Annotated in this window: 23 protein-coding genes, 1 tRNA gene and 1 pseudogene; 16 read left to right on the top strand and 9 right to left on the bottom strand. The window is 68.8% G+C overall.

The window, feature by feature from the left end; genetic code table 11:
- Positions 1–2: 2 nt before the first annotated feature.
- Positions 3–308, bottom strand: a complete 306-nt coding sequence (locus ACOZ38_RS01975) for a hypothetical protein (protein ID WP_405143468.1) — start codon at positions 306–308, stop codon at positions 3–5.
- A gap of 385 nt (positions 309–693) precedes the next feature.
- Between ACOZ38_RS01975 and ACOZ38_RS01980 the strand changes: the two genes are divergently transcribed.
- Positions 694–2,916: a molybdopterin-dependent oxidoreductase gene (locus ACOZ38_RS01980; protein WP_424528366.1), complete on the top strand. Its 2,223-nt coding sequence runs from the start codon at positions 694–696 to the stop codon at positions 2,914–2,916.
- A 33-nt stretch (positions 2,917–2,949) separates the two neighbouring features.
- On the opposite strand, the gene ACOZ38_RS01985 is transcribed toward ACOZ38_RS01980, so the two are convergent.
- A complete protein-coding gene (locus tag ACOZ38_RS01985) occupies positions 2,950–3,420 on the bottom strand; it encodes a winged helix-turn-helix transcriptional regulator (RefSeq protein ID WP_424528368.1) in 471 nt (156 codons plus the stop codon).
- A 79-nt stretch (positions 3,421–3,499) separates the two neighbouring features.
- On the opposite strand from ACOZ38_RS01985, the gene ACOZ38_RS01990 reads away from it, so the two are divergent.
- From ACOZ38_RS01990 to ACOZ38_RS02000, 3 genes are all read left to right on the top strand, one after another.
- Positions 3,500–4,207, top strand: a complete 708-nt coding sequence (locus ACOZ38_RS01990; RefSeq protein WP_424528370.1) for an SDR family oxidoreductase — start codon at positions 3,500–3,502, stop codon at positions 4,205–4,207.
- A gap of 107 nt (positions 4,208–4,314) precedes the next feature.
- The gene (locus ACOZ38_RS01995; RefSeq protein ID WP_424528372.1) at positions 4,315–5,670 is read left to right on the top strand and encodes a hypothetical protein; all 1,356 of its coding nucleotides are present in this window, start codon (positions 4,315–4,317) and stop codon (positions 5,668–5,670) included.
- A gap of 256 nt (positions 5,671–5,926) precedes the next feature.
- Positions 5,927–7,030: an acyltransferase family protein gene (locus ACOZ38_RS02000; protein ID WP_424528374.1), complete on the top strand. Its 1,104-nt coding sequence runs from the start codon at positions 5,927–5,929 to the stop codon at positions 7,028–7,030.
- Here ACOZ38_RS02000 and ACOZ38_RS02005 read toward each other — a convergent pair.
- Positions 7,009–7,815, bottom strand: a complete 807-nt coding sequence (locus tag ACOZ38_RS02005) for a polysaccharide deacetylase family protein (protein ID WP_424528376.1) — start codon at positions 7,813–7,815, stop codon at positions 7,009–7,011. The genes ACOZ38_RS02000 and ACOZ38_RS02005 overlap by 22 nt on opposite strands.
- A gap of 644 nt (positions 7,816–8,459) precedes the next feature.
- Here ACOZ38_RS02005 and ACOZ38_RS02010 point away from each other — a divergent pair.
- Genes ACOZ38_RS02010 through ACOZ38_RS02025 form a run of 4 tightly spaced genes read left to right on the top strand, consistent with a single transcriptional unit; the run spans position 8,460 to position 13,863 of the window.
- Positions 8,460–10,124, top strand: coding sequence for an ABC transporter substrate-binding protein (locus tag ACOZ38_RS02010; protein WP_424528378.1), 1,665 nt, complete (start codon positions 8,460–8,462; stop codon positions 10,122–10,124).
- Between the two features lie 33 nt (positions 10,125–10,157).
- On the top strand, positions 10,158–11,138 hold the full coding sequence (locus tag ACOZ38_RS02015; RefSeq protein ID WP_424528380.1) for an ABC transporter permease: 981 nt from the start codon (positions 10,158–10,160) through the stop codon (positions 11,136–11,138).
- On the top strand, positions 11,135–12,055 hold the full coding sequence (locus ACOZ38_RS02020) for an ABC transporter permease (protein WP_424528382.1): 921 nt from the start codon (positions 11,135–11,137) through the stop codon (positions 12,053–12,055). The genes ACOZ38_RS02015 and ACOZ38_RS02020 overlap by 4 nt, the downstream gene beginning before the upstream one ends.
- Positions 12,052–13,863, top strand: coding sequence for a dipeptide ABC transporter ATP-binding protein (locus ACOZ38_RS02025; protein ID WP_424528384.1), 1,812 nt, complete (start codon positions 12,052–12,054; stop codon positions 13,861–13,863). The genes ACOZ38_RS02020 and ACOZ38_RS02025 overlap by 4 nt, the downstream gene beginning before the upstream one ends.
- Positions 13,864–13,928: 65 nt before the next feature.
- On the opposite strand, the gene ACOZ38_RS02030 is transcribed toward ACOZ38_RS02025, so the two are convergent.
- Entirely contained in the window at positions 13,929–15,110 is a 1,182-nt protein-coding gene (locus tag ACOZ38_RS02030) for a thiolase family protein (RefSeq protein ID WP_424528386.1), read from the bottom strand.
- Between the two features lie 221 nt (positions 15,111–15,331).
- Between ACOZ38_RS02030 and ACOZ38_RS02035 the strand changes: the two genes are divergently transcribed.
- From ACOZ38_RS02035 to ACOZ38_RS02060, 6 genes and pseudogenes are all read left to right on the top strand, one after another.
- A complete protein-coding gene (locus tag ACOZ38_RS02035; protein WP_424528388.1) occupies positions 15,332–15,592 on the top strand; it encodes a hypothetical protein in 261 nt (86 codons plus the stop codon).
- A gap of 14 nt (positions 15,593–15,606) precedes the next feature.
- Complete coding sequence (locus ACOZ38_RS02040) at positions 15,607–16,470, top strand: 3-hydroxybutyryl-CoA dehydrogenase (protein WP_424528390.1); 864 nt, start codon at positions 15,607–15,609, stop codon at positions 16,468–16,470.
- 103 nt (positions 16,471–16,573) lie between these two features.
- On the top strand, positions 16,574–16,783 hold the full coding sequence (locus ACOZ38_RS02045) for an enoyl-CoA hydratase-related protein (protein ID WP_424536946.1): 210 nt from the start codon (positions 16,574–16,576) through the stop codon (positions 16,781–16,783).
- A pseudogene (locus ACOZ38_RS02050) lies at positions 16,746–16,976 on the top strand (acetyl-CoA C-acetyltransferase); the annotation flags it as partial. The gene ACOZ38_RS02045 and the pseudogene ACOZ38_RS02050, both read left to right, overlap by 38 nt.
- A gap of 606 nt (positions 16,977–17,582) precedes the next feature.
- Positions 17,583–18,056, top strand: a complete 474-nt coding sequence (locus ACOZ38_RS02055) for a hypothetical protein (RefSeq protein WP_424528392.1) — start codon at positions 17,583–17,585, stop codon at positions 18,054–18,056.
- Positions 18,056–18,388, top strand: coding sequence for a winged helix-turn-helix domain-containing protein (locus ACOZ38_RS02060; RefSeq protein WP_424528394.1), 333 nt, complete (start codon positions 18,056–18,058; stop codon positions 18,386–18,388). Before ACOZ38_RS02055 ends, ACOZ38_RS02060 begins: the two co-directional genes overlap by 1 nt.
- Before the next feature lie 578 nt (positions 18,389–18,966).
- On the opposite strand, the gene ACOZ38_RS02065 is transcribed toward ACOZ38_RS02060, so the two are convergent.
- From ACOZ38_RS02065 to ACOZ38_RS02075, 3 genes are all read right to left on the bottom strand, one after another.
- Entirely contained in the window at positions 18,967–19,479 is a 513-nt protein-coding gene (locus tag ACOZ38_RS02065) for a hypothetical protein (RefSeq protein ID WP_424528397.1), read from the bottom strand.
- 485 nt (positions 19,480–19,964) lie between these two features.
- A tRNA-Pro gene (locus ACOZ38_RS02070) sits at positions 19,965–20,038 on the bottom strand.
- A 121-nt stretch (positions 20,039–20,159) separates the two neighbouring features.
- Positions 20,160–21,065, bottom strand: a complete 906-nt coding sequence (locus ACOZ38_RS02075; protein ID WP_424528399.1) for a metallophosphoesterase — start codon at positions 21,063–21,065, stop codon at positions 20,160–20,162.
- Between the two features lie 176 nt (positions 21,066–21,241).
- Here ACOZ38_RS02075 and ACOZ38_RS02080 point away from each other — a divergent pair, with 176 nt between their 5' ends.
- Positions 21,242–21,697 carry a GatB/YqeY domain-containing protein gene (locus ACOZ38_RS02080; protein ID WP_405143491.1) on the top strand — a complete coding sequence of 152 codons (456 nt, stop codon included), beginning with the start codon at positions 21,242–21,244 and terminating at the stop codon, positions 21,695–21,697.
- Between the two features lie 241 nt (positions 21,698–21,938).
- Here ACOZ38_RS02080 and ACOZ38_RS02085 read toward each other — a convergent pair whose 3' ends face one another.
- Entirely contained in the window at positions 21,939–24,221 is a 2,283-nt protein-coding gene (locus ACOZ38_RS02085; protein WP_424528401.1) for a transglycosylase domain-containing protein, read from the bottom strand.
- Positions 24,222–24,490: 269 nt separating this feature from the next.
- Here ACOZ38_RS02085 and ACOZ38_RS02090 point away from each other — a divergent pair, with 269 nt between their 5' ends.
- A complete protein-coding gene (locus ACOZ38_RS02090; RefSeq protein ID WP_114029663.1) occupies positions 24,491–24,787 on the top strand; it encodes a WhiB family transcriptional regulator in 297 nt (98 codons plus the stop codon).
- Positions 24,788–24,907: 120 nt separating this feature from the next.
- On the opposite strand, the gene ACOZ38_RS02095 is transcribed toward ACOZ38_RS02090, so the two are convergent.
- Positions 24,908–26,008 carry an ArsA family ATPase gene (locus ACOZ38_RS02095; RefSeq protein ID WP_424536947.1) on the bottom strand — a complete coding sequence of 367 codons (1,101 nt, stop codon included), beginning with the start codon at positions 26,006–26,008 and terminating at the stop codon, positions 24,908–24,910.
- Between the last annotated feature and the right edge of the window lie 40 nt (positions 26,009–26,048).

A 26,048-nucleotide genomic window follows, 5' to 3' on the forward strand; every position in this document is an offset into this window, starting at 1 on the left:
GATCAGAGCCTTGCCGGCTCGCGGTGGTGCTGCGGACCCATCGGGGCCTGGCCGGAATGCGAGGCCTCCTGCTGGGGCGCTCCCTGCGCGGGGGCTCCCTGCCTCGGGGCGGCGCCCGTCATCTGGCGCACAGCGTCCTCCAGCTCCTCGGCGGTCTCGGCCTCCGCGAGCCGCACGCCGGCTGGGGCGGCCGAGCGGGGCATGGCCCAGAATCGCCGGGTGTGCTGGCCGTACCAGACCGCCCACCCGGGCAGCCGCGCCGCGAGCTCCCGCGCCGCGGTCTTTCCCTCGGTGACCTCGTTCGTCATCACGACCTTCTTCCCGTGCTCTCAAAACCCGTCGTCATCAGCCCGGACGGCCGCTCTCGCCCCGGCGTGCCAGGAGAGTGCGAGCGTCGTCGGCGGGCACCTGTCTTCCTTTTCGGACGGTTGATCGGCCAGCTCGAACCAGACCGCACTGCCCGCAATATCGCGATAGAAACCCCCGGCCTCCCTACGGTACGGGACGAAAGCCATATTTGGTTACGAAAACGTTCGCTGATTAGGGACGGAACCATTTATCGATCTTGATAAGTGATTTCCGTCACCCCCCGCGCTAGGACCCGTATCACCCCCTAGGACCTTAATTGCTGGGGTTCCCCTTGTCTCCGGCACCCGCTCATGATGAGTCCATTCGACGATCACAGGAGTGCCGATGAGAACCGTGCACCGGACCTGTCCCCTCTGCGACGCCGTCTGCGGCCTGCGGCTGACACTCGACGACACCGGGCACGTCACGTCGGTCAAGGGCGACCCGGACGACCCCTTCTCCAAGGGCTTCATCTGTCCCAAGGGGGCGAGCCTCGGCCGCCTGGACGAGGACCCCGACCGGCTGCGGGCCCCGCTGGTGCGTAAGAACGGCGAGTGGCACGAGGTCTCCTGGGACGAGGCCTTCCAGACGGTCGACCAAGGGCTCAAAAGCGTCATCGACGCGCACGGACGCGACGCCGTGGCCGCCTACTTCGGCAATCCGACCTTCCACACCATGGCCGGCTTCATGTACCGGATGCCGCTCAGCCAGTCGCTCGGCACCCGCAACATCTTCTCCGCCAGCACCATCGACCAGATGCCGAAGCACGTCGCCTGCGGTTACATGTTCGGCAACCCGATGGCCATCCCGGTGCCCGACCTGGACCGCACCGACTACCTGCTGGTGATCGGCGCCAACCCCGCGGAGTCCAACGGCTCGCTCTGCGCCGCCCCCGACTTCCCCGGCCGGCTCAAGGCGCTGCGCAAGCGCGGCGGCAAGCTGGTGGTCGTCGATCCGCGTCGCACCCGTACCGCCGACCTCGCCGACGAGCACCTGTTCGTACGGCCCGGCACCGACGCCTTCCTGCTGTTCGGCATCGTCCAGACCCTCCTCGCGGAGGACCTCGCCACCATCGGCGTCGAGGTGGAGGGGCTGGAGGACCTCCGGCGGCTGGCGGAGGACTTCACCCCGCAGATCGTGTCGCCGGTGTGCGGCGTGCCCGCCGAGAAGATCGTACGGCTGGCGCGGGAGCTCGCGGCGGCTCCGACGGCCGCCGTGTACTCCCGCATCGGCGCCAGCACCGTCGAGTTCGGCACCGCGGCGCAGTGGCTCGGCGACGTGATCAACATCCTGACCGGGAACTTCGACCGGCCCGGCGGGGCCATGTTCACCAAGGCCGCCACCCTCGACGTCTTCCGCCCGTCCGAGCCCTACAGCACCGGCCACTGGCACAGCCGCGTGCGGGGGCTGCCGGAGTCGATCGGGGAACTGCCGGTGGCGACCCTCGCCGACGAGATCGAGACCCCGGGAGAGGGGCAGGTCAGGGCGCTGGTGTCGATCGCAGGCAACCTGGTGCTGTCGGCGCCCGGCGGGCCCCGGCTCGATCGGGCCTTCGCGGGCCTGGACTTCATGGTCTGCGTGGACCCGTACCTCAACGAGACCACCCGGCACGCGAACGTCATCCTGCCGCCGCCGCGCATCCTGCAGATGCCGCACTACGACTTCCTGCTGCTGACGGTGACGGTTCGCAACTACACCAGGTTCTCCCCGCCGATCCTGCCGCTGGAGCCCGGGCAGCTCTCGGAGGCCGAGATCATGGCACGCCTCATTCTGATCGTCTCGGGTCAGGGAGCGGACGCCGATCCGGCCGGGCTGGACGAGTTCATCATCGGCCAGATGCTCACCGGGGCCACGCAGATCCCCGGTTCGCCGTTCGAGGGCATGGACGTCGCCGAGGCGCGCGCCTCGCTGGACGGCGACAGCGGACCCGAACTGATGCTGGACACCATGCTGAGGCTCGGCCCCTACGGCCTGTCGCTGGCCGACCTGCTGGCCAACCCGCACGGCATCGACCTCGGCCCGCACCAGCCCCGGCTGCAGGAGCTGCTGACCACGGCCTCGGGCCGGGTGGAGCTGGCCCCGCCGAGGCTGGCCGAGGAGGCGGGACGGCTGCGCGAACGGCTGGCCGTGCCCCCGCCGGAGACCCTGCTGATCGGGCGGCGCCAGCTTCGCTCCCTCAACAGCTGGCTGCACAACGTGCCGACGCTGACCGGCGGCAGCAACCGGTGCACCCTGCACATCCACCCGGACGACGTGACGCGGCTCGGGCTCGGCGAGCAGGTGATCGTACGCTCGGCCAACGGCGAGCTGGTCGTGCCGCTAGAACCGAACGACGCGATCATGCCGGGCGTGGTGAGCCTGCCCCACGGGTGGGGACACGCCAGGACCCGGCAGCTGCACGCGGCGGAGCACGCGGGTGTCAACGCCAACGCGCTGACCGACGAGTCCGTGATCGACGTGCCCTCCGGGAACGCGGTGTTCAACGGCGTTCCGGTCACGCTCATCCCGATCGAGCTCGAAAGCGCCGACGACACGGAGCTTCGCGTCCCCTCCTCGGCCCCCGCCTAGCGGCACCCGAGACCACGCGCGGCCGCGTACCCGTCAGGACGGGTACGCGGCCGTCTTGACGAAGGCGACGCGGTCGAGGGGCACGGCCACGCCCGTCTCGTCCACGAAGGCGACCCTGACCGGGCTCCCGCCGTCCACGGTGCGCCGCGCCATCGTGGGCCCCAGCTCGCGCGGCCTGTGCTCGTCACCCCACTGCTGCAGGGCGCCGAGCACCAGTCGCAGCTCCTCGCCGGCCGGGGTCGGGTGGTAGCTGAACCGGACCCGGGTGCCGGGCTCGCGGTAGGGATGCTTCTCCAGCACGCCCGCGCTCACCAGCGTGGCCAGCCGGTCGCTCAGCACGTCGGGCGCGATGCCGAGGGCCTGCTGGAAGTCGGCGAACCTCGTCAGGCCGGACAGCGCCTCGCGCAGGATCAGGAAGGTCCACCGCTCGCCCAGCACCTCGAGCGCGCGGGCGATGGAGCACGGTGACTCCGCCCTGCCGTTTCGACTCCCGTTAGCGGCCACGTGCCGATCGTACCACTGGGTTGCCATTTCCAAGCCAGCTCGGCTAGGTTGGAAAAACCAATTCAGATGGGGGAAGACCATGGACATCAGAGACTCCGTCGCGGTGGTCACCGGAGCCAACCGAGGTCTCGGCCGGCATCTGGCCGCGGGCCTGCTGGCACGCGGCGCGGCGAAGGTCTACGCGGGAGCACGCGACCCGGGGGCCGTCGACCTTCCCGGCGTGGAGCCGCTCCGGCTCGACATCACCGACCCCGAGTCGGTCGCCGCCGCCGCTGCCATCGCGGGCGACGCCACGCTGCTCATCAACAACGCGGGCTCGTCCACGCGCGCCGGGCTGCTCGACGGCGACCTCGCCGACATCCGGCTGGAGATGGAGACGCACTACTTCGGCACGCTGGGCATGACGCGTGCCTTCGCGCCCATCCTGGCCGCCAACGGCGGCGGGGCGGTCCTCAACGTGCTGTCCGTGCTGTCCTGGATCTCCATACCGCAGTCCGGCGCCTACAGCGCGGCCAAGGCCGCGGCGTGGTCGCTGACCAACTCACTGCGCCTTGAGCTCGCGCCGCTCGGCATCGCGGCCGTCGCCCTGCACGTCGGGTACATGGACACCGACATGGCGGCCCATGTCGACGGCCCCAAGCAGGACCCCGCGCAGGTGGCCGCGGCGGCACTCGACGGCATCGAGGCGGGCGCCGGGGAGGTCGTCGCCGACGACGCCAGCCGGCGGGTCAGGGCGGGGCTCTCCGCCGGCCTCGACGCGCTCTACCCGCAGCTGGCCAAGCGGTAGACGCGACGGGGTCATCGTGAACCCCGGGAACCTCGCGCCGGGATGGAGAATGACGTTGCGACCGAGCGTGTAACTCCAGTACCGGCACGGTGACAGGAGAGCGGGGAATGGACGAGCAGGAACGTGCGCGACGCGCGGCCTCCGCCCGGGAGGCCGCCCGAGACCTCGCCGCCAGAGACGTGACCGCCGTCGCCGTCACATGGGTGGACACCAGCGGCGTCACCAGGGTCAAGGCGGTGCCCCTCACACGGCTCGAACACGCGGCGGCCTGGGGCATCGGCGCCTCGCCCGTCTTCGACGCGTTCCTGCTCGACGACTCCGTCATGAGCGGCCGGTTCGCCGGAGGCCCCGTAGGCGACCTGCGCCTGCACCCGGACCTCGGGCGCCTCGGCGTGCTCACCGCGCTTCCCGGCTGGGCGTGGGCCCCCGCGGACCGGTACGACCAGAACGGCGTGCCCCATCACCTGGACGCCCGCCACCTGGCCCGCCGCGAGGTCGAGCGGCTGGCCGCCGCGGGCTTCTCCGTCCGGGCGTCGTTCGAGGTCGAGTGGGCGGCCTCCGTCGGTGCCGGTGACGACTTCGTCCCCGCGTGCGGCGGCCCGGCGTACGGCATGACGCGGCTCACCGAGCGGGCCGGCTACCTGCTCGACGTGGTGGGCGCGCTGTCGGCGGCCGGCGTCGCGGTGGAGCAGATCCACCCCGAGTACGCCGCGGGGCAGTACGAGGTCTCGGTCGCGGCGGAGGACCCGGTCGGGGCCGCCGACACCACCGTCCTGGTTCGCGAGACGATCCGGGCGGTCAGCCTGGACCACGGCCTGCGCGCGAGCTTCTCGCCGAAGGTGCTCGCGGACGGAGTGGGCAACGGCGCGCACGTCCACCTGAGCCTCTGGCGCGACGGCGTCAACCTCATGTCCGGCGGCGACGGCAGGTACGGCCTCACCGCCGAGGGTGAGGCGTTCGCCGCGGGCATCCTGTCCCGGCTGCCGGCCCTGCTGGCGGTGGGCGCGCCGTCCGTCGCCAGCTACCTGCGGCTCGTCCCCTCCCACTGGGCCGGAGCGTACGCCTGCTGGGGGCTGGAGAACCGTGAGGCGGCGATGCGGTTCGTCACCGGATCGGCCGGTGACCGGTCCCGGGCGGCGAACATGGAGGTCAAGTGCTTCGACGCCGCGGCCAACCCCTATCTCGCGGTGGCCGGCCTCCTCGCCACGGGCCGGGCCGGGCTCGCCGGCGGGGGCGCGCTCCCTGCGCCCGTGGAGGTCGATCCGCACTCCTTGGGCACCGTGACGCCGTTGCCGTCCTCGCTCGGGGCGGCGCTGGAGGCGTTCGAGAACGACGCCGTGCTGAAGGAGGCGCTGGGCGAGGCCGTGATCGACACGATCGCCCTCGTACGCCGAGGCGAGATCGCGCTCTTCGACGGGGCGGCGCCCGACGAGATCGCGGCCCGCACGCGCTGGAAGCACTGACCCCGCGCGCCCGACGCGCACGCGCTGGAAGCACTGACCCCGCGCCCGACGCGCACGCGCTGGAAGCACTGACCCGCGCGCCCGACGCGCCCGCGCGTGACGCGGCTTGGAGTGACGTCCTGTCGGGTGTGCCGGTCTCGCGAACGCGCACGTGCCCGGTTCGCCGCCATCCGCCGCCGTACCGTCCCCAGACCGCGTTTCGGGGCCGTCGCGCATTTGTAGGTTGTTAGCGATCTTTCTAGATATATTCCTGCATATGCTGGTTTCAGCCCCCCGCATTTCCGATTCGCCGGTCATACTTCCTGACCCGCGACGGCTGCGCGTTCTCGACCTGCTCCGGTTTTGCGCGGCGCTTGCGGTGGTGCTCTTTCACTACGGGGACACGCGGGCCTGGGGCACCCCGAACGCGTTCCCCGCCCTGAGCGCGGTGACCATGTTCGGCGTGTACGGCGTCCGCATGTTCTTCGTGATCAGCGGGTTCGTCATCCTGATGAGCGCGTGGGGGCGGAGCCCCGGCGCGTTCGCGTCGTCGCGCATAGCCCGCCTCTACCCGGCGTACTGGGCCAGCGTGATCGCCCTGGGGGGCCTGGCGGTGGCGGGGCTCATCACCGACCACCGGCCCACCCTGAGCGAGCTGCTCGCCAACCTCACCATGCTGCAGCACGGCCTGAGAATCCGTGATCTGGAGATCGTGTACTGGACGCTCTGGCAGGAGCTGGTCTTCTACGCGCTCATCGCGGTGTTCGCCGCGGTCGGCATCACCTACCGCCGCTGCCTGGCCTTCCTCGGCGGCTGGCTGGTGCTCCTGGCCATCGCCGAGCGCGTGAACGCCGACCTGCTGCAGGCGTTCCTCATCCCGTTCAGCGCGCCGTACTTCATCGCCGGGATGGCCCTGTACCTGATCCACCGTTTCGGCGGGTCGCTGTACCCCTGGCTGTTCGTGGGCGCCGGCTGGGCGATCGCCCTCGTACAGGTGCTGGGGGAGAACCCTCCGGCCATCGTGCGATTCGGCGTGCCCCTCGGGTCCGCCCTCGTGGTCGGAGCGATCTCCCTCATCTTCCTGATCATGATCCTGGTGGCCCTCGGCAGGCTCGACGGCATCGACTGGCGCTGGCTCACCTGGCTGGGCGCGCTGACCTACCCGCTCTACCTGTTCCACCACCACGTCGGGTTCCTGCTCATCGGCAGGCTCCACACGCCGCTCGGGAACTGGCTCACGCTGCCGCTCGTCGTCGCGGTCGCGCTCGCCGTCGCCTACGGCGTGAACCGGCTGGTGGAGGTGCCCCTGCAACCGAGGCTGAGGGCCGCGCTCGACCGCTCGCTCCACGCCGGCGACGGCTACTTGGAGCGCGAAGGGTAGATCTCGCCGCCACGCAGCTCCCGGCCCTGCAGCAGCGTCGTCACCGTGACGAAGCGGTAGTTCTGCTTCTCCAGGGCCTTGAGCACGGTCGGCATGGCCTTGACGGTCTCAGGCACGATGTCGTGCAGCAGGATGACGCCGTTGCGCTTGGCCAGCTTGAGCGTCTTCTTGGCGATGACGGCGGTGTCGCGGGACTGCCAGTCGAGGGTGGACCCGGTCCACAGGATCTGCGGCAGCGCCAGCTCGGCCATCAACTGCGTGACCCGGTCGTCGGTGGCGCCGTTCGGCGGGCGCATCATCGTCGGCGCCTTGCCGATGGCCTGGTCGATGACCTCCGAGGTCCTCGTCATCTCGTCGAGGATCTCCTCGTTGGACAGCGTGGTCAGGTCGGGATGGTCCCACGTGTGGTTGCCGACCTCGTGGCCCTCGGCCACGATGCGCCGCGTCAGCTCGGCACGGCTGCCGACCTTCCTGCCGAGGAGGAAGAAGGTGGCCTTGGCCTTGTGCTTCTTCAACGTGTCGAGCAGCTCGGGGGTGTAGGGCCAAGGACCGTCGTCGAAGGTGAGGGCGATGCATTTGTAGCGGACGCAGTACGGCTCGGCCGCCTTCTTCACCTTCGCGGCCAGGGCCGTACCGGCCTGGCCCGCCTGCCCGGCCTCCGCGGCCGTCCCGGTCTGCTTCGCCTGCGTGGCAGCCGGCACCGGGCCGGCGGCCGGATCCGTCTGCCTGGCCTCGGCGGCCGCCGGGACTCCTAGGACACCGACCGCACAGACACTGGCCACCATGATTCTGACTTTCCGCCACATGCCGCCGAATCTTAGTGAAACCTCGCGCATACGGCGATCTAGCCCGTGACCGCCACCCCGGGCCCGGAGTGATCAGGGGATCGGCTCATCGATTCGGCGTCGCCCACGGGGATCCGCGCTCTTAGGTAAACAATGCGCACACGCGTGTAAGCGGACAGTAATGAGGGCATTACTGAATGTGCGCGCCATGCGGCTCATGCTTCCCTCATTCGGTCGGGCTTCCGGATGTGGGCCGGGCGGCGCTTGATAGCGAAGGGAGACGTAGTGACAATCGCCGAACTCCATCCTGATGGCATTTACCGCGAATGGACCTACGGTGCCGGTCACCCGTCCCTCAGCGCTGCACCGGCCGTTTCCCTGACCGCTCAGGCGCAGGTCAGACGCCTGTCCTAGCACCTACAGCCTTTCCCTGAATCCCCCTCCGAATCCGATGCCGGGCGTCGCGACCCACGCGACGGGAAATGAGCCGGCGACTCGCCTCACCACGCTCTCGGTCTCGGGCCGTGAGCGTCCCCGGCGTGCGGCCGGCCGTTTTCTGCGCTGTGCTCCCGTAATGAAGTCTCCCCCCGATCAGCCGTACGAGGAGAAGTGTGCGTTCACACGAAAGAATATTGAGCGCCGGTATGGCCGTCGCCCTCACGCTGACGATTTCGGCGTGCGGCGATAATGGCCACGCCGGCGGCGATTCCGATGCGGCCGCGTACCGTGCGGTCGTCGCCGACGTCACCGGACGTACCCCGGTGCCGACCATCCAGCTGCTCACCAAGACCGCCGCGGAGGATCCGCGGTGGTTCGAGGAGGCGCGCCTGATCGTGGAGTCCTGGCAGCGGGCCGGCATCCCCGCCGAACTGCTCGCGGTACGCGGCTCCGAGGTGGGCCGGCGCGCGTTCACCCGCAAGGACTTCGACGCGGCCCTGCTGGTCTACGGCCCGATGCCGGACCGGCTCGACCCCGACAACATCCTGTCGAAGTTCGCCTCCGCCCGTGCCGGGGTCTCCGGCTGGAACCTGTCCGGCTATCGCAACGCCGACTACGACGCGTTGTACCAGGCTCAGCAGCTCGCGATGAACGAGGACGAGCGGGTCGCCGCGGTGCGGAAGGCGCAGAAGCTGCTGTACGAGCAGCAGCCCGCCCGGCCGTTCGCCCACCCCGTGGTGGGCGGGGCGTACCGGTCGGACCGGTGGGACGGGGTCCAGCACGCGTTGGGCTACCCGGTCTTCAACATCTGGAACTCCATCGGAGCCACTCCGAAGACGGCCAAGCGCACTCTGGTGGTCGGCACGATCTCCGAGCCGCTGACCCTCAATCCGGTCGCCCTGGAGTCGCCCGCGGCGCAGTTACTCCTTTCGCACATCTACGACAGCCTGGTGCGTATCGGCCCGGAAGGTGAGTTGCGCGACTGGGCGGCCGAGTCGGTGAAGGTCGACGGCGCTCGGGTGATCGCCAAGCTACGGCCCGGCATGCGGTTCAGCGACGGGCACCCGGTCACCGCCGCCGATGTGGCGTTCACCGTCAAATACATGATCGACAAGAAGTCCCCGCTGTTCGCCCAGAAGCTGGCCGCCGTGCGTGACGTGCGGGCGACCGGCGACTCGGTCGAGATCACCCTTGCCAAGCCGTCGCCGAGCTTCGTGCCCACGGTGCTGACCCAGCTGCCCATCTTGCCCGAGCACGTGTGGAAGAAGGTGGCCCAACCGGCGAAGTTCTCCAACGACGCCCCTGTCGGATCCGGGCCCTTCGTCCTCGCCGGTCGCAAACTCGGCGCGGAGATCCGGTTCACCGCGAACAAGGAGCACTTCTCGGCACCCAAGATCGACGGCCTGGTGATGATCGTGCTGGGCAGCCTCGACGCGGAGGTCGGCGGGCTCGCCCAAGGCGATCTCGACATGCTCGGCGACGTGCAGGGCGTCGCCCAGCTCGCTTCGGTGCGGGGCAAGAGCGGGATCACGGTGGTGTCCGACGAGAGCTTCGGCTGGGCCGGCCTGCACTACAACATGCGCAAGGAGCCGTTCGACGACCGGCACTTCCGGCGCGCGCTGTCGTTCCTCATCCCGGTGCGCGACATCATCGACGTGGTCCTCGACGGGCAGGGCAAGCCCGCCGGGTCGCCGATCGCCGCTTCGCTGACGAAGTGGCATGACCCGTCGCTCCAGCCGTTCCCGTACGACATGCGGGCCGCGATGCGGGAGCTGCGGGAGGCGGGATACGTGTTCGACCGCCGGGGCGTCCTCTACTTCCCGGCCACGCGCGACGACAAGCGCCTCCGTGACAACAACGTGCCCACCTGACCAGGTGATTCAGGTGATACGGAAGGAGGTGCCATGACGCTGCTGCGATTCTCGCTGAGACGGGTCGCGCGGATGCTGGCGACCATCGTGATCCTCGTGCCGTTGACCTTCATGCTGTTCCGCGCTGTGCCGGGGGACCCCAGCGCGGCGGTGGTCGGGCCTGACCTCGACCCGTCCGTGGCCGCCATGCTGCGGGAGCGCTACGGCGTGGACCAGCCGATCGTCGTTCAGTTCCTCCGATATGTGGCCAATCTGGCGCGAGGTGACCTCGGCATCTCGTTCCACTACAAGCAGTCGGTCGGCGACATCTTGCTGAACAAGCTCTTCAACACCGCCGTCCTGGCCGTGCCCGCCATCGTGCTGGCCCTGCTGCTCGGGTCGGCCCTCGGCGCCGTCGCTGCGGCCACCAGGCGCGGGACCATCGACGCCGTGCTGCGCAACGGCGCCTTCGTCGGAAGGGCCACGCCCATCTTCTGGACGGCGACGCTCGCGCTGCTGCTGTTCAGCTACCACCTGAACTGGGTGCCGTCGATCGGGATGACCACACCGGGCAGGGGCGTCGCGAACACCGGCCTGGGCCTGTTCGCCTCGCCGGACTTCTGGTGGCACCTCGCCCTTCCGCTCCTCGTCATGACGCTCTACTTCATGCCGGAGCCGCTGCTGACCATGCGCACCTCGATGGCGGACGTGCTGCGCGAGGACTTCATCGCCCTCGGCCGGGCACAGGGCCTGTCCCCGTCGCGGATCATCTACCGGCACGCGGCGCGCAACGCGCTGCTTCCGGTGGTCACCCTGATGCCCGCGCTGACCGGCACCATCATCGGCGGCCAGGTGATCGTCGAGACCATCTTCTCCTGGCCGGGCATGGGACGGGCCATCGTCGACGCCGTCAACAACTTCGACTACCCGATGATGCAGGGCGTCTTCCTGCTGACCGCCGTGATGGCCGTCGTCGTCAACGGCGTCATCGACGTTCTCTACGCGTACCTCGACCCGCGTGTGAGGTTGGCATGACCACTCCGTATCCCTTGACGAAGACCAAGCGGCGCGTGTGGCGGGACAAGGTGATCACGGGCGCCCGGAGGGCCGGGCGGGACCTGTGGTCGACTCCCAGCGGCCGGGCCGCGATCGCCATCATCGGGGTCTTCCTCCTGACCGCGCTGCTCGCTCCGGTGATAGCGCCGCACGGCCCCCTTGAGCGGGTTCGCACCGCGGATGGGGGGCTGGCGAGGCTGCTGCCACCGGGCCTCGCGCATCCGTTCGGCACCACCAACTTCGGCCGCGACATCTTCGACCAGGTGATCTGGGGCACCCGCCGCACCCTCTCGGTCGCCGGGGTCGCCGCCCTCGCGACCGCGCTGATCGGGCTCAACGTCGGCCTGATCGCCGGCTACCTGGGCGGAAAGGTCGACAGCGTGCTCATGCGGATCGCGGACACCGCGTACGCCATCCCCTTCCTGCCCCTGGCGATCGTGCTGGTGGGCATCCTCGGCCGGTCGGACTTCGTGCTGGTGCTCGCCATCGCCCTGCTCTTCTGGCGCACGACCGCGCGGGTGGTGCGTGCGCAGGTGCTGTCGCTGAAAGAGCGGTCGTTCGTCAAGGCGGCCGTCGTCGGCGGGGCGTCCCGGCGGCGCGTCCTGTACGTCCACATCGCCCCGAACGTCGCCTCGCTCGCCATCCTGTACGGAATGCTGCTCGTCGCCGAGGCGGTGCTGGCGGAGGCGGGCCTCAGCTTCCTCGGCATGGCGCCGACGAACGCCGTGTCCTGGGGCACGATCATGTTCGACGCGTTCAGCTCGCAGGAGATGAACCGCGCGTGGTGGTGGCCGCTGTTCCCCGGGCTGGCCATCATGCTCTTCGTCTTCGCCGTCTCGCTGCTCGGACGGGCGCACGAGTCCCTGCAACGGCGCCACCTGGAGGTACGGTCATGACCCCGATCCTGGACGTGCGCGGACTGAGGGTGGAGTTTCCCAGCCGCAACGGTCCCGTGCGGGCAGTACGCGACCTTTCCTTCTCCATAGCGCCGGGCGAGGTGCTCGGCCTGATCGGCGAGTCGGGATCCGGCAAGACCACCGCGGCCAAGGCGGTGCTCCGCCTGCTCCCACCCGGCGCCCAGGTGTCGGGCCAGGTCACGTTCGAGGGCGCCGACCTCGCGACGGTCCCCGGGAAGATGTTGCGCCGGTTCAGGTGGGAGCGGCTGGCGCTGGTCCCGCAAGCGGCGATGAACTCCCTCGATCCCGTACAGCCGGTCGACCGGCAGATCGCCGAGGTCGTACGGGCGCATCGCGACATGTCGCGAAATGAGGCGTTCGCGCTCGCCCGGGAGGCCCTGGACCGGGTGGGCATCCGGGCGGACCGGTCCGGAGGCTACCCGCACCAGTACAGCGGGGGCATGCGGCAACGCGCGTTGATCGCCATGGCCACGGTGCTGCAGCCGACCCTGCTGATCGCGGACGAGCCGACGACCGGACTCGACGTGGTCGTGCAGGACCGGATCATGGCGCTGCTCGCCGACGCCAAGCGCGAGCTGGGCCTGTCCATGCTGCTGGTCACGCACGACCTGGGCGTGGCCGGGGAGATCTGCGACCGGGTCATCGTGCTCAAGGACGGTGAGGCCATCGAGTCCGGCCGGGTCGGCACCGTCTTCCGCGCGCCCCGCCACCCGTACACCCGTGGACTCCTGCACGACGAACCCGTCCCCCCGGCGCCGCGAGCCCGCGAAGGTGAGGAGGCTCCGGCAGCGGTGCGTCTCGACCGGGTGCACGTGCGCTACGCGACCGGCCGAGGGCTGGCCGCACTGCGGCGCCCCCGGTACGTCGCCGCGGTCGACGACGTCTCGATGCTGGTACGCGAAGGAGAGATCCTGGGACTCGCCGGCGAGAGCGGCTGCGGCAAGAGTTCCGTCGTCTCGGCGCTGGTGGGACTGGCCGACATCGCCGAGGGCACCGTGCGGGTCGGCGACGTGGAGCTCGGTGGCGACGGGAAACCCGACTGGCGCGCACTGCGGTCACAGGTGCAGCTGATCTTCCAGGATCCGTACCAATCTCTCAACCCCCGGCTCACGGTCCACCGTGAGGTGGCCGAACCGCTGCTCGCCCAGCTGCGGCTCACCGACGAGGAGGTCCACCGCCGGGTCATCGCGGCGCTGGAAGCGGCCGAACTCAGACCGGCCGAGAGGTACATCTCGCGGCGGCCCCACGAACTCAGCGGGGGCGAGCGGCAGCGGGTGGCGATCGCCCGCGCGCTGGTCCTGCGGCCGAGGGTGCTGCTCGCCGACGAGCCGGTGTCGATGCTCGACAGGTCCACCGGCGGGGAGATCGTCAGCCTGCTGCGCCGGCTCGCCGACGACCTCGGGGTCGCGGTCATCCTCGTGTCCCACGATCTGTCCGTCCTGCGCCAGATCTGCGACCGGATCGGGGTCATGTACCTCGGCCGGGTGATCGAGACGGGGCCGGCCCACGAGATCCTCTCGCATCCCCGGCATCCCTACACTCGCGCGCTCATCGACGCGGTGCCCAAATCAGACCCGACGGCACGCCGCGCGCGGGTGCTGCTCCCCGGCGAACCGCCGTCCGCTGTGGACCGCCCCGCCGGGTGCGCCTTCCACGACCGGTGCCTGGTGGCCCGGCCGACGCAGTGCCACCAGGACGTGCCGCCGCTGTCCCTGGAGCGACACGCGGTGGCCTGCTGGTACCCACTGGACGAGCCGGTGGCAGGCCACAGCACGTCCGCTGAATGATCACGGGGGGTGCTCGGCATGGTCCGCGCGCCCTCGTCGGCGAGATAGTGGCAGAGGACCGGTGGTCAGATCCGTCGAAAGAGCGCCGCCAGCGCCTGGCCGCCGCCGATGCACATGGTGACGACACCGAGCTCGAGGTCGCGGCGGACCAGGTGCTTGGCGACCCGCAGGGAGAGGATCGCGCCGGTGGCCCCGACCGGATGGCCCAGCGCGATCGCCCCGCCGTACGGGTTGGTCTTCTCCGGGTCGAGTCCGGCGTCCCGGATCACCGCGACGGCTTGCGCGGCGAACGCCTCGTTCAGCTCCACGACGTCGATGTCCCGTGCCGTGATGCCGGTCTGCTCGAACAGCTTTCGCAGCGCGAGGACGGGGGCATAGCCCATCAGCTCCGGCTCCATCGCCGCGGTCGCCACCGCCTCGAGGCTGACCAGCCCGCGAAGCCCTCGCTGCGCGGCGACCGACTCTCGGGAGAGCACCAGCGCCGCGGCGCCGTCGTTGATGCCGGAGGCGTTGCCCGCGGTGACCGTGCCGCCCTCCTCGAACGCCGGCTTCAGTTTGGCCAGAACCTCCAGCGTGGTGTCCGGCTTGGGGTGCTCGTCCACCTCGACGGTGTACGGCCTGCGGCCGCTCACCTTGACGGGGGTGATCTCCTCGGCGAACGTCGTCCGCGCCTCCGCGGTCGCGGCCCGGCTCTGTGACAGCAGGGCGAACTCGTCCTGTTCTGCTCGCGACACGCCGTACTTGCGGGCTACGGCCTCCGCGGTACGGCCCATGTGGACGTTGTGGAACGGATCGGTGAGCATCATCACCGTGCCGTCGGAGAGCTTGCGATCTCCCAGCCGGTAGCCGGACCGGGCGCCGAAGTCGTAGAACGGCATCCGGCTCATCGACTCGTTCCCACCGGCCACCGCGATGTCCACGCCTCCCCAGCGCATCTGCATCGCCGCCGACCACACTGCCTGCAGGCCGCTGCCGCACAGCCGGTTCACCGTGTAGGCCGGGGTGCGGTCCGGCAGACCCGCGGTGATCGCCACCCGCCGAGCGATGTAGGCGTCCGGGCCCACCTGGCCGATGCAGCCCATCACCACCTCGTCGACGTCCGCCTCGCCCACGCCCGCCCGTCGCAGCGCCTCCCGCACCGCCGTCGCGCCCAGTTCGTGCGCGGGTACATCCTTCAGCACGCCGCCAAAACTGCCGACCGGGGTCCGCGACCCGTCGACCACCACGATCTTCTCGGCAGACTCCATCGCGAACCTTCTCTCCTCCAGGCCGCAGCTATGCGAACGGCCGGTTCGTCTGTTGATCGGCCCACAGCTCTACGGGATCGAAATACTAGGACATCCTAGTATTTAGTAGGATGTCCTAGTAAATTGCCCCGTGCCTCATCCTGCCCTCCCAGGAGGAATCGCTCGGTGCATGTTCCCCTTCCCTGTCCGCGTCATCACGGCGGCAGCGCTGTTCGACGGCCATGACGCGGCGATCAACATCATGCGGCGGATCCCGCGGGTGCGCCGAGGAGGAGAAGCAGTCCCAGCTCGACCGGCTGCGCACCTTCCATGAAGCCCACGCCGACCGGGCCCCGCAAGCCCTGGCCCGACTCCGGCAGGCGGCCATGTCGACGACGGAGAACGCCTTCGCGGCCCTGATGGAAGCTGCCCGGGTCTGCTCACTCGGGCAGATCACCGAGGCGCTGTTCGAGATCGGCGGCCAGTACCGCCGCGACGTCTGAAGAGGAAGTGCGAGATGATCGATATTAAGCGGGTCGGCGTGATCGGCTGCGGGCTCATGGGAGCGGGAATCGCGGAGGTGTGCGCCCGGGGGGATCTCGACGTCGTCGTCCGCGAGGTCAACCAGGAGGCCGTAGCCGCCGGCCGTGCCCGGCTGGAGGCGTCCCTGAAGCGGGCGCTCTCCTCCGGTAAGATCACGGAGGAACGGTTCGACGCCGTCCGCGCCCGCCTTACCTACACCACCGAGCTGGCCGACCTCGCCGACCGGGACCTCATCGTTGAGGCGGCCACGGAGAACCCCGACCTCAAGATCGCTCTGTTCGCCGAGCTCGACCGTATCGTCGGGCGTCCCGACGCCATCCTCGCCTCCAACACCTCCTCCATCCCCATCGCCCGGCTCGCCCAGGCCACCAGCCGTCCGGCCCAGGTGGTCGGCATGCACTTCTTCAACCCCGCCCCCGTGCAAAAGCTCGTTGAGATCGTGGAGTCGATCCTCACCGATCCGCTCACCGTCGCCCGCGTCCGTGCGTTTGCCACCGAGGTGCTCGGCAAGACGACGATCATCGCACCCGATCGATCCGGGTTCGTCGTCAATGCGCTGCTGGTGCCGTACCTGCTGTCGGCCATCCGCATGGTGGAGGCGGGCCATGCCACCGCCGAGGACGTCGACACCGGGATGACGCTGGGCTGTGCCCACCCGATGGGGCCGCTGCGCCTGTCGGACCTGATCGGCCTGGACACGCTGCGGTCCGTCGCCGATTCCCTGCATGCAGAGTTCAAGGAGCCGCAGTACGCGCCGCCGCCGCTGCTGTGCCGCATGGTGGAGGCCGGGTTCACCGGGCGTAAGTCCGGCCGGGGCTTCTACGACTATGCGGTGTAAGAAGACATCTCGGTGAGCATGTGGAGACCCGGCCGCACGACGACACGGGCGTTTCCGTGGACATCCCTGCGCGGGTACGCCGAGTGGTCTCGAGACGGCCTTCCTGGGCCTGCCCGAGGTACGCCGCGGCCTGCTCGCCGCCGTCGGTGGGGTGATCCGGCTCCAGCGCCAGGTCCCGTTCAAGGCGGCGGCCGAGATCGCGCTGACAGGAGAGCCGGTCACCGCCCAGCGCGCCTACGAGCTGGGTCTGGTCAACCGGTTCGCACCCGAGGGGCGAGGCGTTCGCCCCGGTGCCGCTGGCCTGGCTCGCTGAGACCGGGGCCGACGAGGAGAGGCTGAACCCTCGTGGCGGCGCGATCGCGCTCGGTCACCCGCTCGGCGCCTCCGGCACCCGCCTCCTCGCCACGCTGGTGAACCATCTGGAGCCGACCGGTGGCAGGTATGGCCTGCAGACGATGTGCGAGGGCGCCGGGATGGCGAACGCCACCATCATCGAGCGGTTGTGACCACGCTCGCCGCCCGGGTGAGTAGCCCGGGCGGCCGCCTCCCGCCGGGCGCGAACTCCAGCAACAGCGGGTACAACTCCTGCGGCTCAGGCAGCTCAGCGGGTACGGCAACCAGACCGGGCCTACCCAGCCGCGGCGGTTGAGCTGGCCTGGTACGACGACTCCCCGGGGGACGGGCGGTCTCGCGAACACACCTGCATGTGCGTGATGACCGTCTATGAACTCATGTCGTACGGCGGGGTCTACCGGATCCGACGCACCACCGAACGGCGGAATGTCCCTCCGGTGTCGTATGCAGGATGGCGGCGTCGCTTGGACGCCTACATGTGGTGGAGTCGGCTACTCGCCGGCCTTGCCCGATAGCACGCATCCACGCTGGAGCTGCTGGAGCACCCCGACTTCCTGGTCGCAAACGGGAGCCAGTTACGACGTAAAGGGCTCCTCGCCCTGCTCGTGAGGTAGGTAGGGGCTGGTGGCGTGTGAGGCGACGTTGCTGTATCCGGCTGCTGTAGACAGCCCCTCGGGCCGGAGCAACTGCTTTCCCATCAGGAAAGTCCATGGTAGTTTCCTTAGAGGAAAGTAGTCCTATCGACTCGGGATGGCCCCATGAACCCTCACGACGCCCAGTCCTCGCTTGACGACATCCGCCGCTTCCAGGACAGGACTCGCAAGGAGATCGTCCGCCAAAGGTTCGCCCGTCCCTACGTCCTGCTCGCGGCCCTTGGGCTCTTCCTCGGGTTGGCCTCCCTTGACCTCCAGAACCCTTGGAGCACCGCCGCCCTGTTGCTCGGATTTGGCCTGTATGTGGGAGTGGGGATCGTGCAGGAGCACCGCGCCCTCGTCCACAGGAAGCCCGCCGGCCCAGAGTGGCTGTTCTGGGCGGGATTGTTGGCCGGGCTCATGCTGCTGTTCGGCGTCTTCCGGATCGCCGCCTGGGCGTGGTTCGCTCTGCCGGCGCAGGGACTGCTGTCGCAGGGCACGCTCGCCGCCGCCGCGACGGCTGCGACGTATGTCGTGATGACGCCCCTAGTACGTCGGACCCTCCAGACGGTCACGCGGCGCGACGGGGAACGCGTCTGATGGACCCTTACTTCGACGAGTTCCTCCACGTCCCGGCGCGGCTGTCGATCGTCGCCCTGCTGGCACCGGCCGACTGGGTGGACTTCGGCTTCCTGAGGGACACGATCGGGACCAGCGATTCGGCGCTGTCCAAGCAGCTTTCGGCGCTGGCCGAGGCCGGGTATGTCACGGTGCGGAAGGACCAGCAAAGCCGGGCACGGCGTACCTCCGTACAGCTCACCCCGCAAGGACGGCACGCGTTCCAGCGGCACGCGGCGGCGCTGGAACGGATCGTCGCGGTCGCCAGCGCCCCGGGCAAGCCCACAGCGCGCCCCGACGGCAGCGGCCCATGAACCCCCCTCGTTGACCGTCCCGTCTGGCACGCCTGCGACACGCGTTTAAGTCTGGGTCCTCTTCCTTATCAAGCAACGGCCACGGACGTTCGAACTGCTCATATAGCGTCTCTATCAGCGGAGATAGTCCACGCCCGTCCGCCAGTGCCCACAGCCATTCGTCGGTGTTGTCACACAGTCCGTCACTCAGATGGTCTCGTATGGCGGGTCGTCGACGGCACCCTGAGCTGCCGCCGTTCTCCTTGCAGCTCCAGAATGGTTCCACTGGGAATGGCGTCAGCCGGGAGACCCGTATCCTCCGAAGCCGTAGTCACTGGGTTAGTCACCCAGAACATGCAGAAGGCCGGTTCCGAAGATCGGAACCGGCCTTTCAGCTGGTACTTCTGGGTCGGGGTGGCGGGATTTGAACCCACGGCCTCTTCGTCCCGAACTACCGGCAGGCTCAAGGTCATGAGGTCGTCGCCTCAGCTCAAGCGTGCGATGGTGGTCGGTCGTACACGGCCTGGTGAGGCGGTGTTGCTGTACTTCTCTGCTATACAGCAACACCGTGCCGTGCCAGCGCTGTCTGCATTCTGACCTCAGTACAACGAGGGCAGCACCCGCGCAACCGCCTCATTGAAACGCACCTGCAGGGGTTCGAGGCGCTCGCTGAACTCCCGTGCCTCCTCCAAGCTCTTGGCCCATATGGAATCGCCGGCAGTGCTCCGCAGTTCGGCAGCCAAGGACCGCAACTCGTCATCGAAGACACGTGCCTGCGACAACTCCAGCGACAATAAAGCCTCGGACCAGCCCACCGCCGTTGGAGTCTCCCACTGACGCGCGGGCCACCGTCCCGATTCCTTTTCAATGGCGATGATCCTGTCTAACTCGGCGTATACCGACTTGAGTAAATCAGCAACCGCCGACTGAAGCGCAAGGATGCTGTCCCTCTGGAAGGCGTCACGCGCCAACTGGCGCTCCCGCTCGTACTGCCGATCCCGTAGTTGTGCCTCGCGCCTGGTTGTCAGACGTTCCTTGTAGATCGTCAGAGCTGACGTGCTGAGCGTGCCAAGCACGACTCCGAGGAACCCGAAGAGCGCCTCTGCGGGCATGTCGGCTCTCTTCCATCCGTCGCCGTCAACAGCGGCCTATTCGTACCACTGCGCACGGTACTTCGGCTACGTCACTCGGCGGCATCAGTACCCCTGAATGGTGGCAGCTGCAGAGCCATCAAGATCGTCCCGTGGCCCCGGTCTGTTCGGCTCGCCTTGGACCATGGAGGTCGAAGCTCAGCCAATGGCGACGCACGAGAGAGGTCGCGTGGCTCTCGCAGGCTGTTCTGTTCGAAAGTGATGGATGGGACCCGGAGATCGATGGCGGACGCAATCCCTTTGGTGTTCGTGAGATTGACCGAGATCGAGAACAAGTTCGAATGTGGAAGCGGGTGTGGAAGGAACGCCTGTCCACGAGGGATGCGGGCTCCGGTGTTGGCCATGCAGCGAGCGAACAGGAAGCGTAGTCACGCAGTAAGTCACTCAGGAGACGCAAGAGGCCACTTCCGATCTTCGGAAGTGGCCTTCTAGCTGGTACTACTGGGTCGGGGTGGCGGGATTTGAACCCACGGCCTCTTCGTCCCGAACGAAGCGCGCTGCCAAGCTGCGCTACACCCCGGTGCACAGGCGCTTTGCTTGTGCTCGCATGAGTCTAGCGGACTTTGGTGGTGCTCGCGTCATCCGGGAGGGGCGAAAGGGCCTGCCGCGTCAGGCGTTGCGAGAACCTGCAGGGTCGTACGTCAGGGGCGGGTGGGACGGCGGGGGACGAGGGTGAGCAAGGTCGCCTCGGGCGGGCAGGCGAAGCGTGCCGGGGCGTAGGGAGAGGTGCCGAGGCCGGCGGAGACGTGGAGCCAGGCGGACTCGTGGCGGTGCAGGCCCTTGACCCGGGCGCGGTCGATGCCGCAGTTGGTCACTAGGGCTCCGTAGAAGGGGACGCACAGCTGGCCGCCGTGGGTGTGCCCCGCCAGGAGCAACTGGTAGCCGTCGTCGGCGAAGCGCGACATGTTGCTGGGCTCGGGGGAGTGCATGACCCCCAGCCGGAGGTCGGCGTCGGCGGGAGCGGGCCCGGCGATCTGGTCGTACCGGTCGCGGTTGATGTGGGAGTCGTGGATGCCGCCCACGAAGACGTCGAGGTCTCCCACCTTGACCCGCGCGGTGGTGTTGTTCATGTCGAGCCAGCCCGCGGCGGTCATGCCGGCGCCCAGCTCGTCCCACGGGAGGTTGGGGATGTGCTGGCGCCTGTCGCTCTTGGACGATCGCCAGAGGTAGCGGGCGGGGTTCTTGGGCTTGGGGGCGTAAAGGTCGTTCGACCCGTAGACGAACAGGCCGGGCCGGGACAGCAGGGGCTCGACCGCGTGCAGGTAAGAGCTCACAGCGTCCGGGTGGGCCAGGGTGTCACCCGTGTTGACCACGAGGTCGGGATCGAGCGCCTCCAGCGAGCGGACCCAGTTGATCAGGCGGGTGCGCCCGGGCGTGAGGTGCAGGTCGGAGATCTGCAGGATGCGCACGGGCCGCTGCCCCGGCTCAAGGACCGGCACGTCGAAGCGCCTGAGCCGGAACCAGTTGCGCTCGATGACCGAGGCGTAGCCGATCCCGGCAACGCCGAGGCCCAGCAAGGACAGGGGTATCGCGGCAGCTTTCCTCACCCCTTCATGATGCCCGAGGGCACGGCATGCTGCCTCCCAACGCGAAGAACGGGGCCTTTGGTGGTCCCACAGGGCACGGAGGAAGTCCTCTTCGACGCGTAGTCGCCAGGGAGCGGAACGCCGGTCAAAGGGAGATGACGGCGATCGGGCTGCGGCGACACGGCAAGATGGTGACCATGAGTGCTTTGAAGGACAAGCTGAAGGCCGACCTCACGACGTCGATGAAGGCGCGTGACGAGGTGCGCACCCGGACGCTGCGCATGGCCCTCGCGGCCGTCAGCACCGAGGAGGTCGCGGGCAAGTCGGCGCGCGAGCTCACCGACGACGAGATCGTCAAGGTGCTGACGAGGGAAGCCAAGAAGCGCCGCGAGGCGTCCGAGGCGTTCGCGGGCGCTGGACGGGCCGAGCAGGCGCAGGCGGAGCAGGACGAGCACGCCGTGCTCGAGGAGTACCTTCCCGCCCAGCTGAGCGACGAGGAGCTGGACCGGCTCGTCGGCGAGGCCATCGCCGAGAGCGGCGCGGAGGGTCCGAAGGCCATGGGCCAGGTCATGAAGGTCCTCAACCCGAAGGTCGCCGGGCGCGCGGAGGGCGGCAGGGTGGCCCAGGCCGTCCGTGCCCGTCTCGCGGGCTGAGCGAGCGGGCCTGGACGGGCGGGCCTGGACGGGCGAGCCGAGCCTGGGCGGCGGGCCTGGACGGGCGCTGAAGGGCCTGAGGCGTTCGTGTCGCGCCTTGCGGGGCTGAGTTGGCCTGGGTGGGGCTGAGAGGGCCGGCCGGGGTGGGGAAGGTGTCCTGCTGCGGGTTGGGCTCTTGGTGGTTCTTACAAGCGAAAGGGCGCCTCCCGCAGATGACTCTGTGGGAGGCGCCCTTCGTTGATCAGCCGCTGCGGGTGTTCGGGACGGTGGTGGGGGTGACCTGCTCGAGGCCGGTGTTGCCGTTGCCGCGGTTCCCGCCGTTCCCTCGGCCGTTGCCGTTGCCGTTGCCGCCGCCGTTGTCACCGTTGCCGCCGTTGCCGTCCGGGACGGGGTAGGCGTTGCCGTTGTTGTCGATCGGCTTCTTCGGGGGTTTGGGCGCGCAGCCGCCGCTGCAGCCACCGAACCGGCTCATGTCCGGCGGGGTGAAGGACGAGGCCTCGATGTCCTTCAGCGCGCTGAGCATCGTGGCCTTCCAGATCTGGCCGGAGATCGTGGCGCCGAACACCTCGCCGTAGTAGCTGCCGCCGATGGTGATACTGCGCAGCGGGTGGGTGTACGAGCCGCGGGGGTCGCCGAGGCTGACGGCGGCGGCGAGGTCGGGGGTGTAGCCGGCGAACCAGGCGGTCATGGATCCGTCGGTCGTTCCGGTCTTGCCCGCCGCGTCCCTGCCGATGCCGCCGACGCCCCGCATCGTGCCCTTGGTGAACACTCCGGACAGGATGTCGCTGACCGCGTCGGCGACCTTCTCGTCGAGCGTCTGCTTGCAGTTGGGCTTGAAGTTGGTGGTCTTGCCGTCCCGGTCGGTGATCGCGGTGATCGCCATGGGCTCGCAGTACTTGCCGCGGGCCGCGAAGGTGGCGTAGGCGCTGGCCACGGTGATGGGGTCCATCTCGTTGACGCCGAGGGTGAAGGTCTCGACCTCCTGGAGCTTCCCGCCGTCGGCGCGCTTGATGCCGAGGTCCTTGGCGGTCTTGACGACGTCGCAGAGCCCGACCTTCTTCTCAAGGCCGAGGAAGAACGTGTTGACCGATCCCCAGGTGCCGGTCTGGAGGGTCTTGAAGCCGCCGCCGCCCTCGGAGTTGTGCGCGACGTGGGTCGGGTCGCCGACGTTCTCGCCCTTGCAGTTCTTGAAGTCGCTGTAGCCGCTCGCCTGGAAGCTGCTGCCCGCGTCGAGACCGTCGCCGAACCGCAGGCCTTCCTTCAGCGCCGTGGCGAGCGTGAAGGCCTTGAAGGTCGAACCCGCCTGGAAGCCGGTGCCGCCGCCGTGCGCGACGTCGGCGACCAGGTTGTAGTTGGACTCGTTCTTCTTCTTGCTGCCGCCGAACTTGCGGCTGGCGGCCATGGCCTTGATGGCACCGGTGCCCGGCTCCACCAGCGCCTCGGCGGCGACGGGCTTGTCGGAGGCGTAGACCCACTTCTTGATGGCCTTGTCGGCGGCCTTCTGCATCTTGGTGTCGAGAGTGGTCTTGATGACCAGGCCGCCCCGGTTGAGGAACTCCTTGCGGGCCTTCTCGGTCTTGCCGAACTGCTTGTCGTTCAGGATCTCGTGCTGGACGTACAGGCAGAAGTACGGATAGTCGCTCTGCTCGCAACCGCCGGGGATCGAGATGTCCTTGTAGACCAGCTTCTTGGCCTTCGCGGTGGCGGCCTCCTCGGGCGTGATCTTGCGCAGCTCGGCCATCCGGTCGAGGACGACGTTGCGCCGCGCCAGCAGGGCGGCCCTGTGCTGCTTGCCGAGGTTTGGGTCGGTCGCGTTTGGGTTCTGCACGGCCCCCGCGAGCGTGGCCGCCTCTTCGAGGGTCAGCTTGGAGGCGGGCTTGTCGAAGAACCGCTTGGACGCGGCCTGGATGCCGTACGCGCTGGCGCCGAAGTAGGCGATGTTGAGGTAACGCTCAAGGATTTCGTCCTTGGTGTACTTCTGCTCGACGGCCATGGCGTACCGGAGCTCGTTGAGCTTGCGGGGGATCGTCGGGGCGATGGCCGCGAGCTTCTCCTCGTCGGTCTCCGCCTTGTTGAGCAGCACCTGCTTGACGTACTGCTGGGTGATCGAGGATCCACCCTGGGCGACGCCGCCGGACTGGAAGTTCTTCATCATCGCGCGGGCGAAGCCCTCAAGGTCGAGGGCGCCGTGCTCGTAGAAGCGGAAGTCCTCGATGGAGATGATCGCGTCCCGCATGATCGGCGCTACCTTGGCCAGCGTCACGGACTCGCGGTTCTGGTAGTAGAACTGTGCGATCAGCTTGCCGCTGGCATCCTTGATCTCGGTCTTCTCGGGTAGCGGCGGCTCTTTGAGGTCTTCGGGGTTCAGGTTGAGCACATCGGTGGCACCCTTGACCCCCACGCCGGCTCCGCCCACGGCCGGCAGCGCGATCGCGGCGGCCAGCACCCCCGCTGCGACAGCGGCTCCGATCAGGCGGAGGAGGTTCCCGAACACCGACCCGTGGGCTTTGCCTTGAGCTTGCACGAGACCAAGCGTATGCCGAGTCGCTGACTCAATAGGTACTCAAAGTCCATTTCGCATTGACTCGTCGGCGACTCGCGGTGGGGAGGACTAGTCATTCCCGGCCACATGGCCTGACATGACCATGTGGGAAATTGACCCGCCCGGGGTCTGTCGGTCCGAACGTCTGGTTGCGTACGTTCTCCTCTGCGGCAACTGAATAAGGAGGCTCGACGCCCGCGCCCGTCGGCCGCCAAGTGACGACTGACCACCTATAGGGGAGTGGGGTCGAAATGTGGATCACGGATTGGACCTCCCGTGCCGCCTGTCGGGGCGCGGATCCTGACGCGTTGTTCGTCCAGGGTGCCGCCCAGAACAGGGCGAAGCTCATCTGCCGAGGATGCCCGGTCCGTACCGAATGCCTCGCGGATGCACTGGACAATCGCATCGAGTTCGGGGTGTGGGGCGGGATGACCGAGCGTGAGCGGCGTGCGCTGCTCAGGCGACGGCCGGATGTGACGTCTTGGCGCGACTTGCTAGAGGTCGCCAAGGAAGAGTACGAGCGGACCAACGAGCTGATTGCCGGCTGAGTTCAGGGGCTGGGGCGGTGTCCGTCTCATGCCCGGTACCACGACGCGAGGGGCCATGCCTGGGCCCCTCGACCGCGTTCATCGGTTGACGCGGTCACGACGGCGGTGGCGGTGGCCACTTCATGACGCCAGGAGTTCACCGATCTTGCGCAAGCCCTCGAGATCGTGCACGTCCTCAGGCATCGCGAGCACTTGAGAGATCGGCACTGTGGGGTGGGCCGAGGCGAAGTGCTCCTGCTCTCGATGCTCGCGCGCGGCGAGCTGCATACGTCCGGCGTGTAGCCGCAGCACGGCGGACGTCAGTTCGTGTTCACCACGCGTTTCGAGATCCTCTGCGGCCGCCGCGCTACGGGCGGCCGAGAGGGCCGGCGCCCGGGACCGATGGACCCGGTTGACCACCAGACCGGCCAGGGGCATGCTCTCCTCGGCCAGTCGCTCCACGAAGTACGAGGCCTCCCGCATCGCGTCCCGTTCCGGCGCGGCCACGACGAGGAACGCGGTGCCGGGAGCCTGGAGCAGCCTGTACGTCTGGTCGGCGCGCTGCCTGAACCCGCCGAAGACGGCGTCAAGGGCCGCGACGAACGTCTGGATGTCCTTGAGGAACTGCGCGCCCAAGATCTTCGTCAGCGCGCCCGCGACGAGGCCGAAACCGGCGTTGAGCAGCTTGAACGCGCTCCGGCCTCCGACCTTGGCGGGGGCCATCAAGATCCTTATGAGCCGTCCGTCGAGAAAGCGGCCGAGCCGCTCTGGCGCGTCGAGGAAGTCCAGCGCCGACCGTGACGGCGGCGTGTCGACGATGATGAGATCCCATTCGTCGGAGCGGCGGAGCTGGCCGAGCTTCTCCATGGCCATGTACTCCTGCGTCCCAGAGAAGCTCGACGACAGCGACTCGTAGAACGGATTGGTCAAGATCTGCTGGGCGCGTTCCGGATCGGCGTGCGCCTCGATGATCTCGTCGAACGTACGCTTCATGTCGAGCATCATCGCGTGCAGCTCGCCGGTGCCGCCGACCCCGGCGACCACGCGCGGGGTGTTGTCGAGCTCGGTGAGCCCCATCGACTGGGCCAGGCGCCGCGCGGGGTCGACCGTCAGCACCACCACGCGCCGGCCACGTTCGGCCGCCCGCAGGCCGAGCGCCGCCGCGGTCGTGGTCTTGCCCACGCCGCCCGAGCCGCAGCACACCACGATGCGCGTGTTCTGGTCGTCGAGCACGGCGTCCATGTCGAGGACGGGAGAGATCCCGTGGTGGCCCGCCTTGGAG

Origin of the sequence: Sphaerisporangium viridialbum, from assembly GCF_049674955.1 — a bacterium.
Taxonomy (GTDB): domain Bacteria; phylum Actinomycetota; class Actinomycetes; order Streptosporangiales; family Streptosporangiaceae; genus Sphaerisporangium; species Sphaerisporangium viridialbum.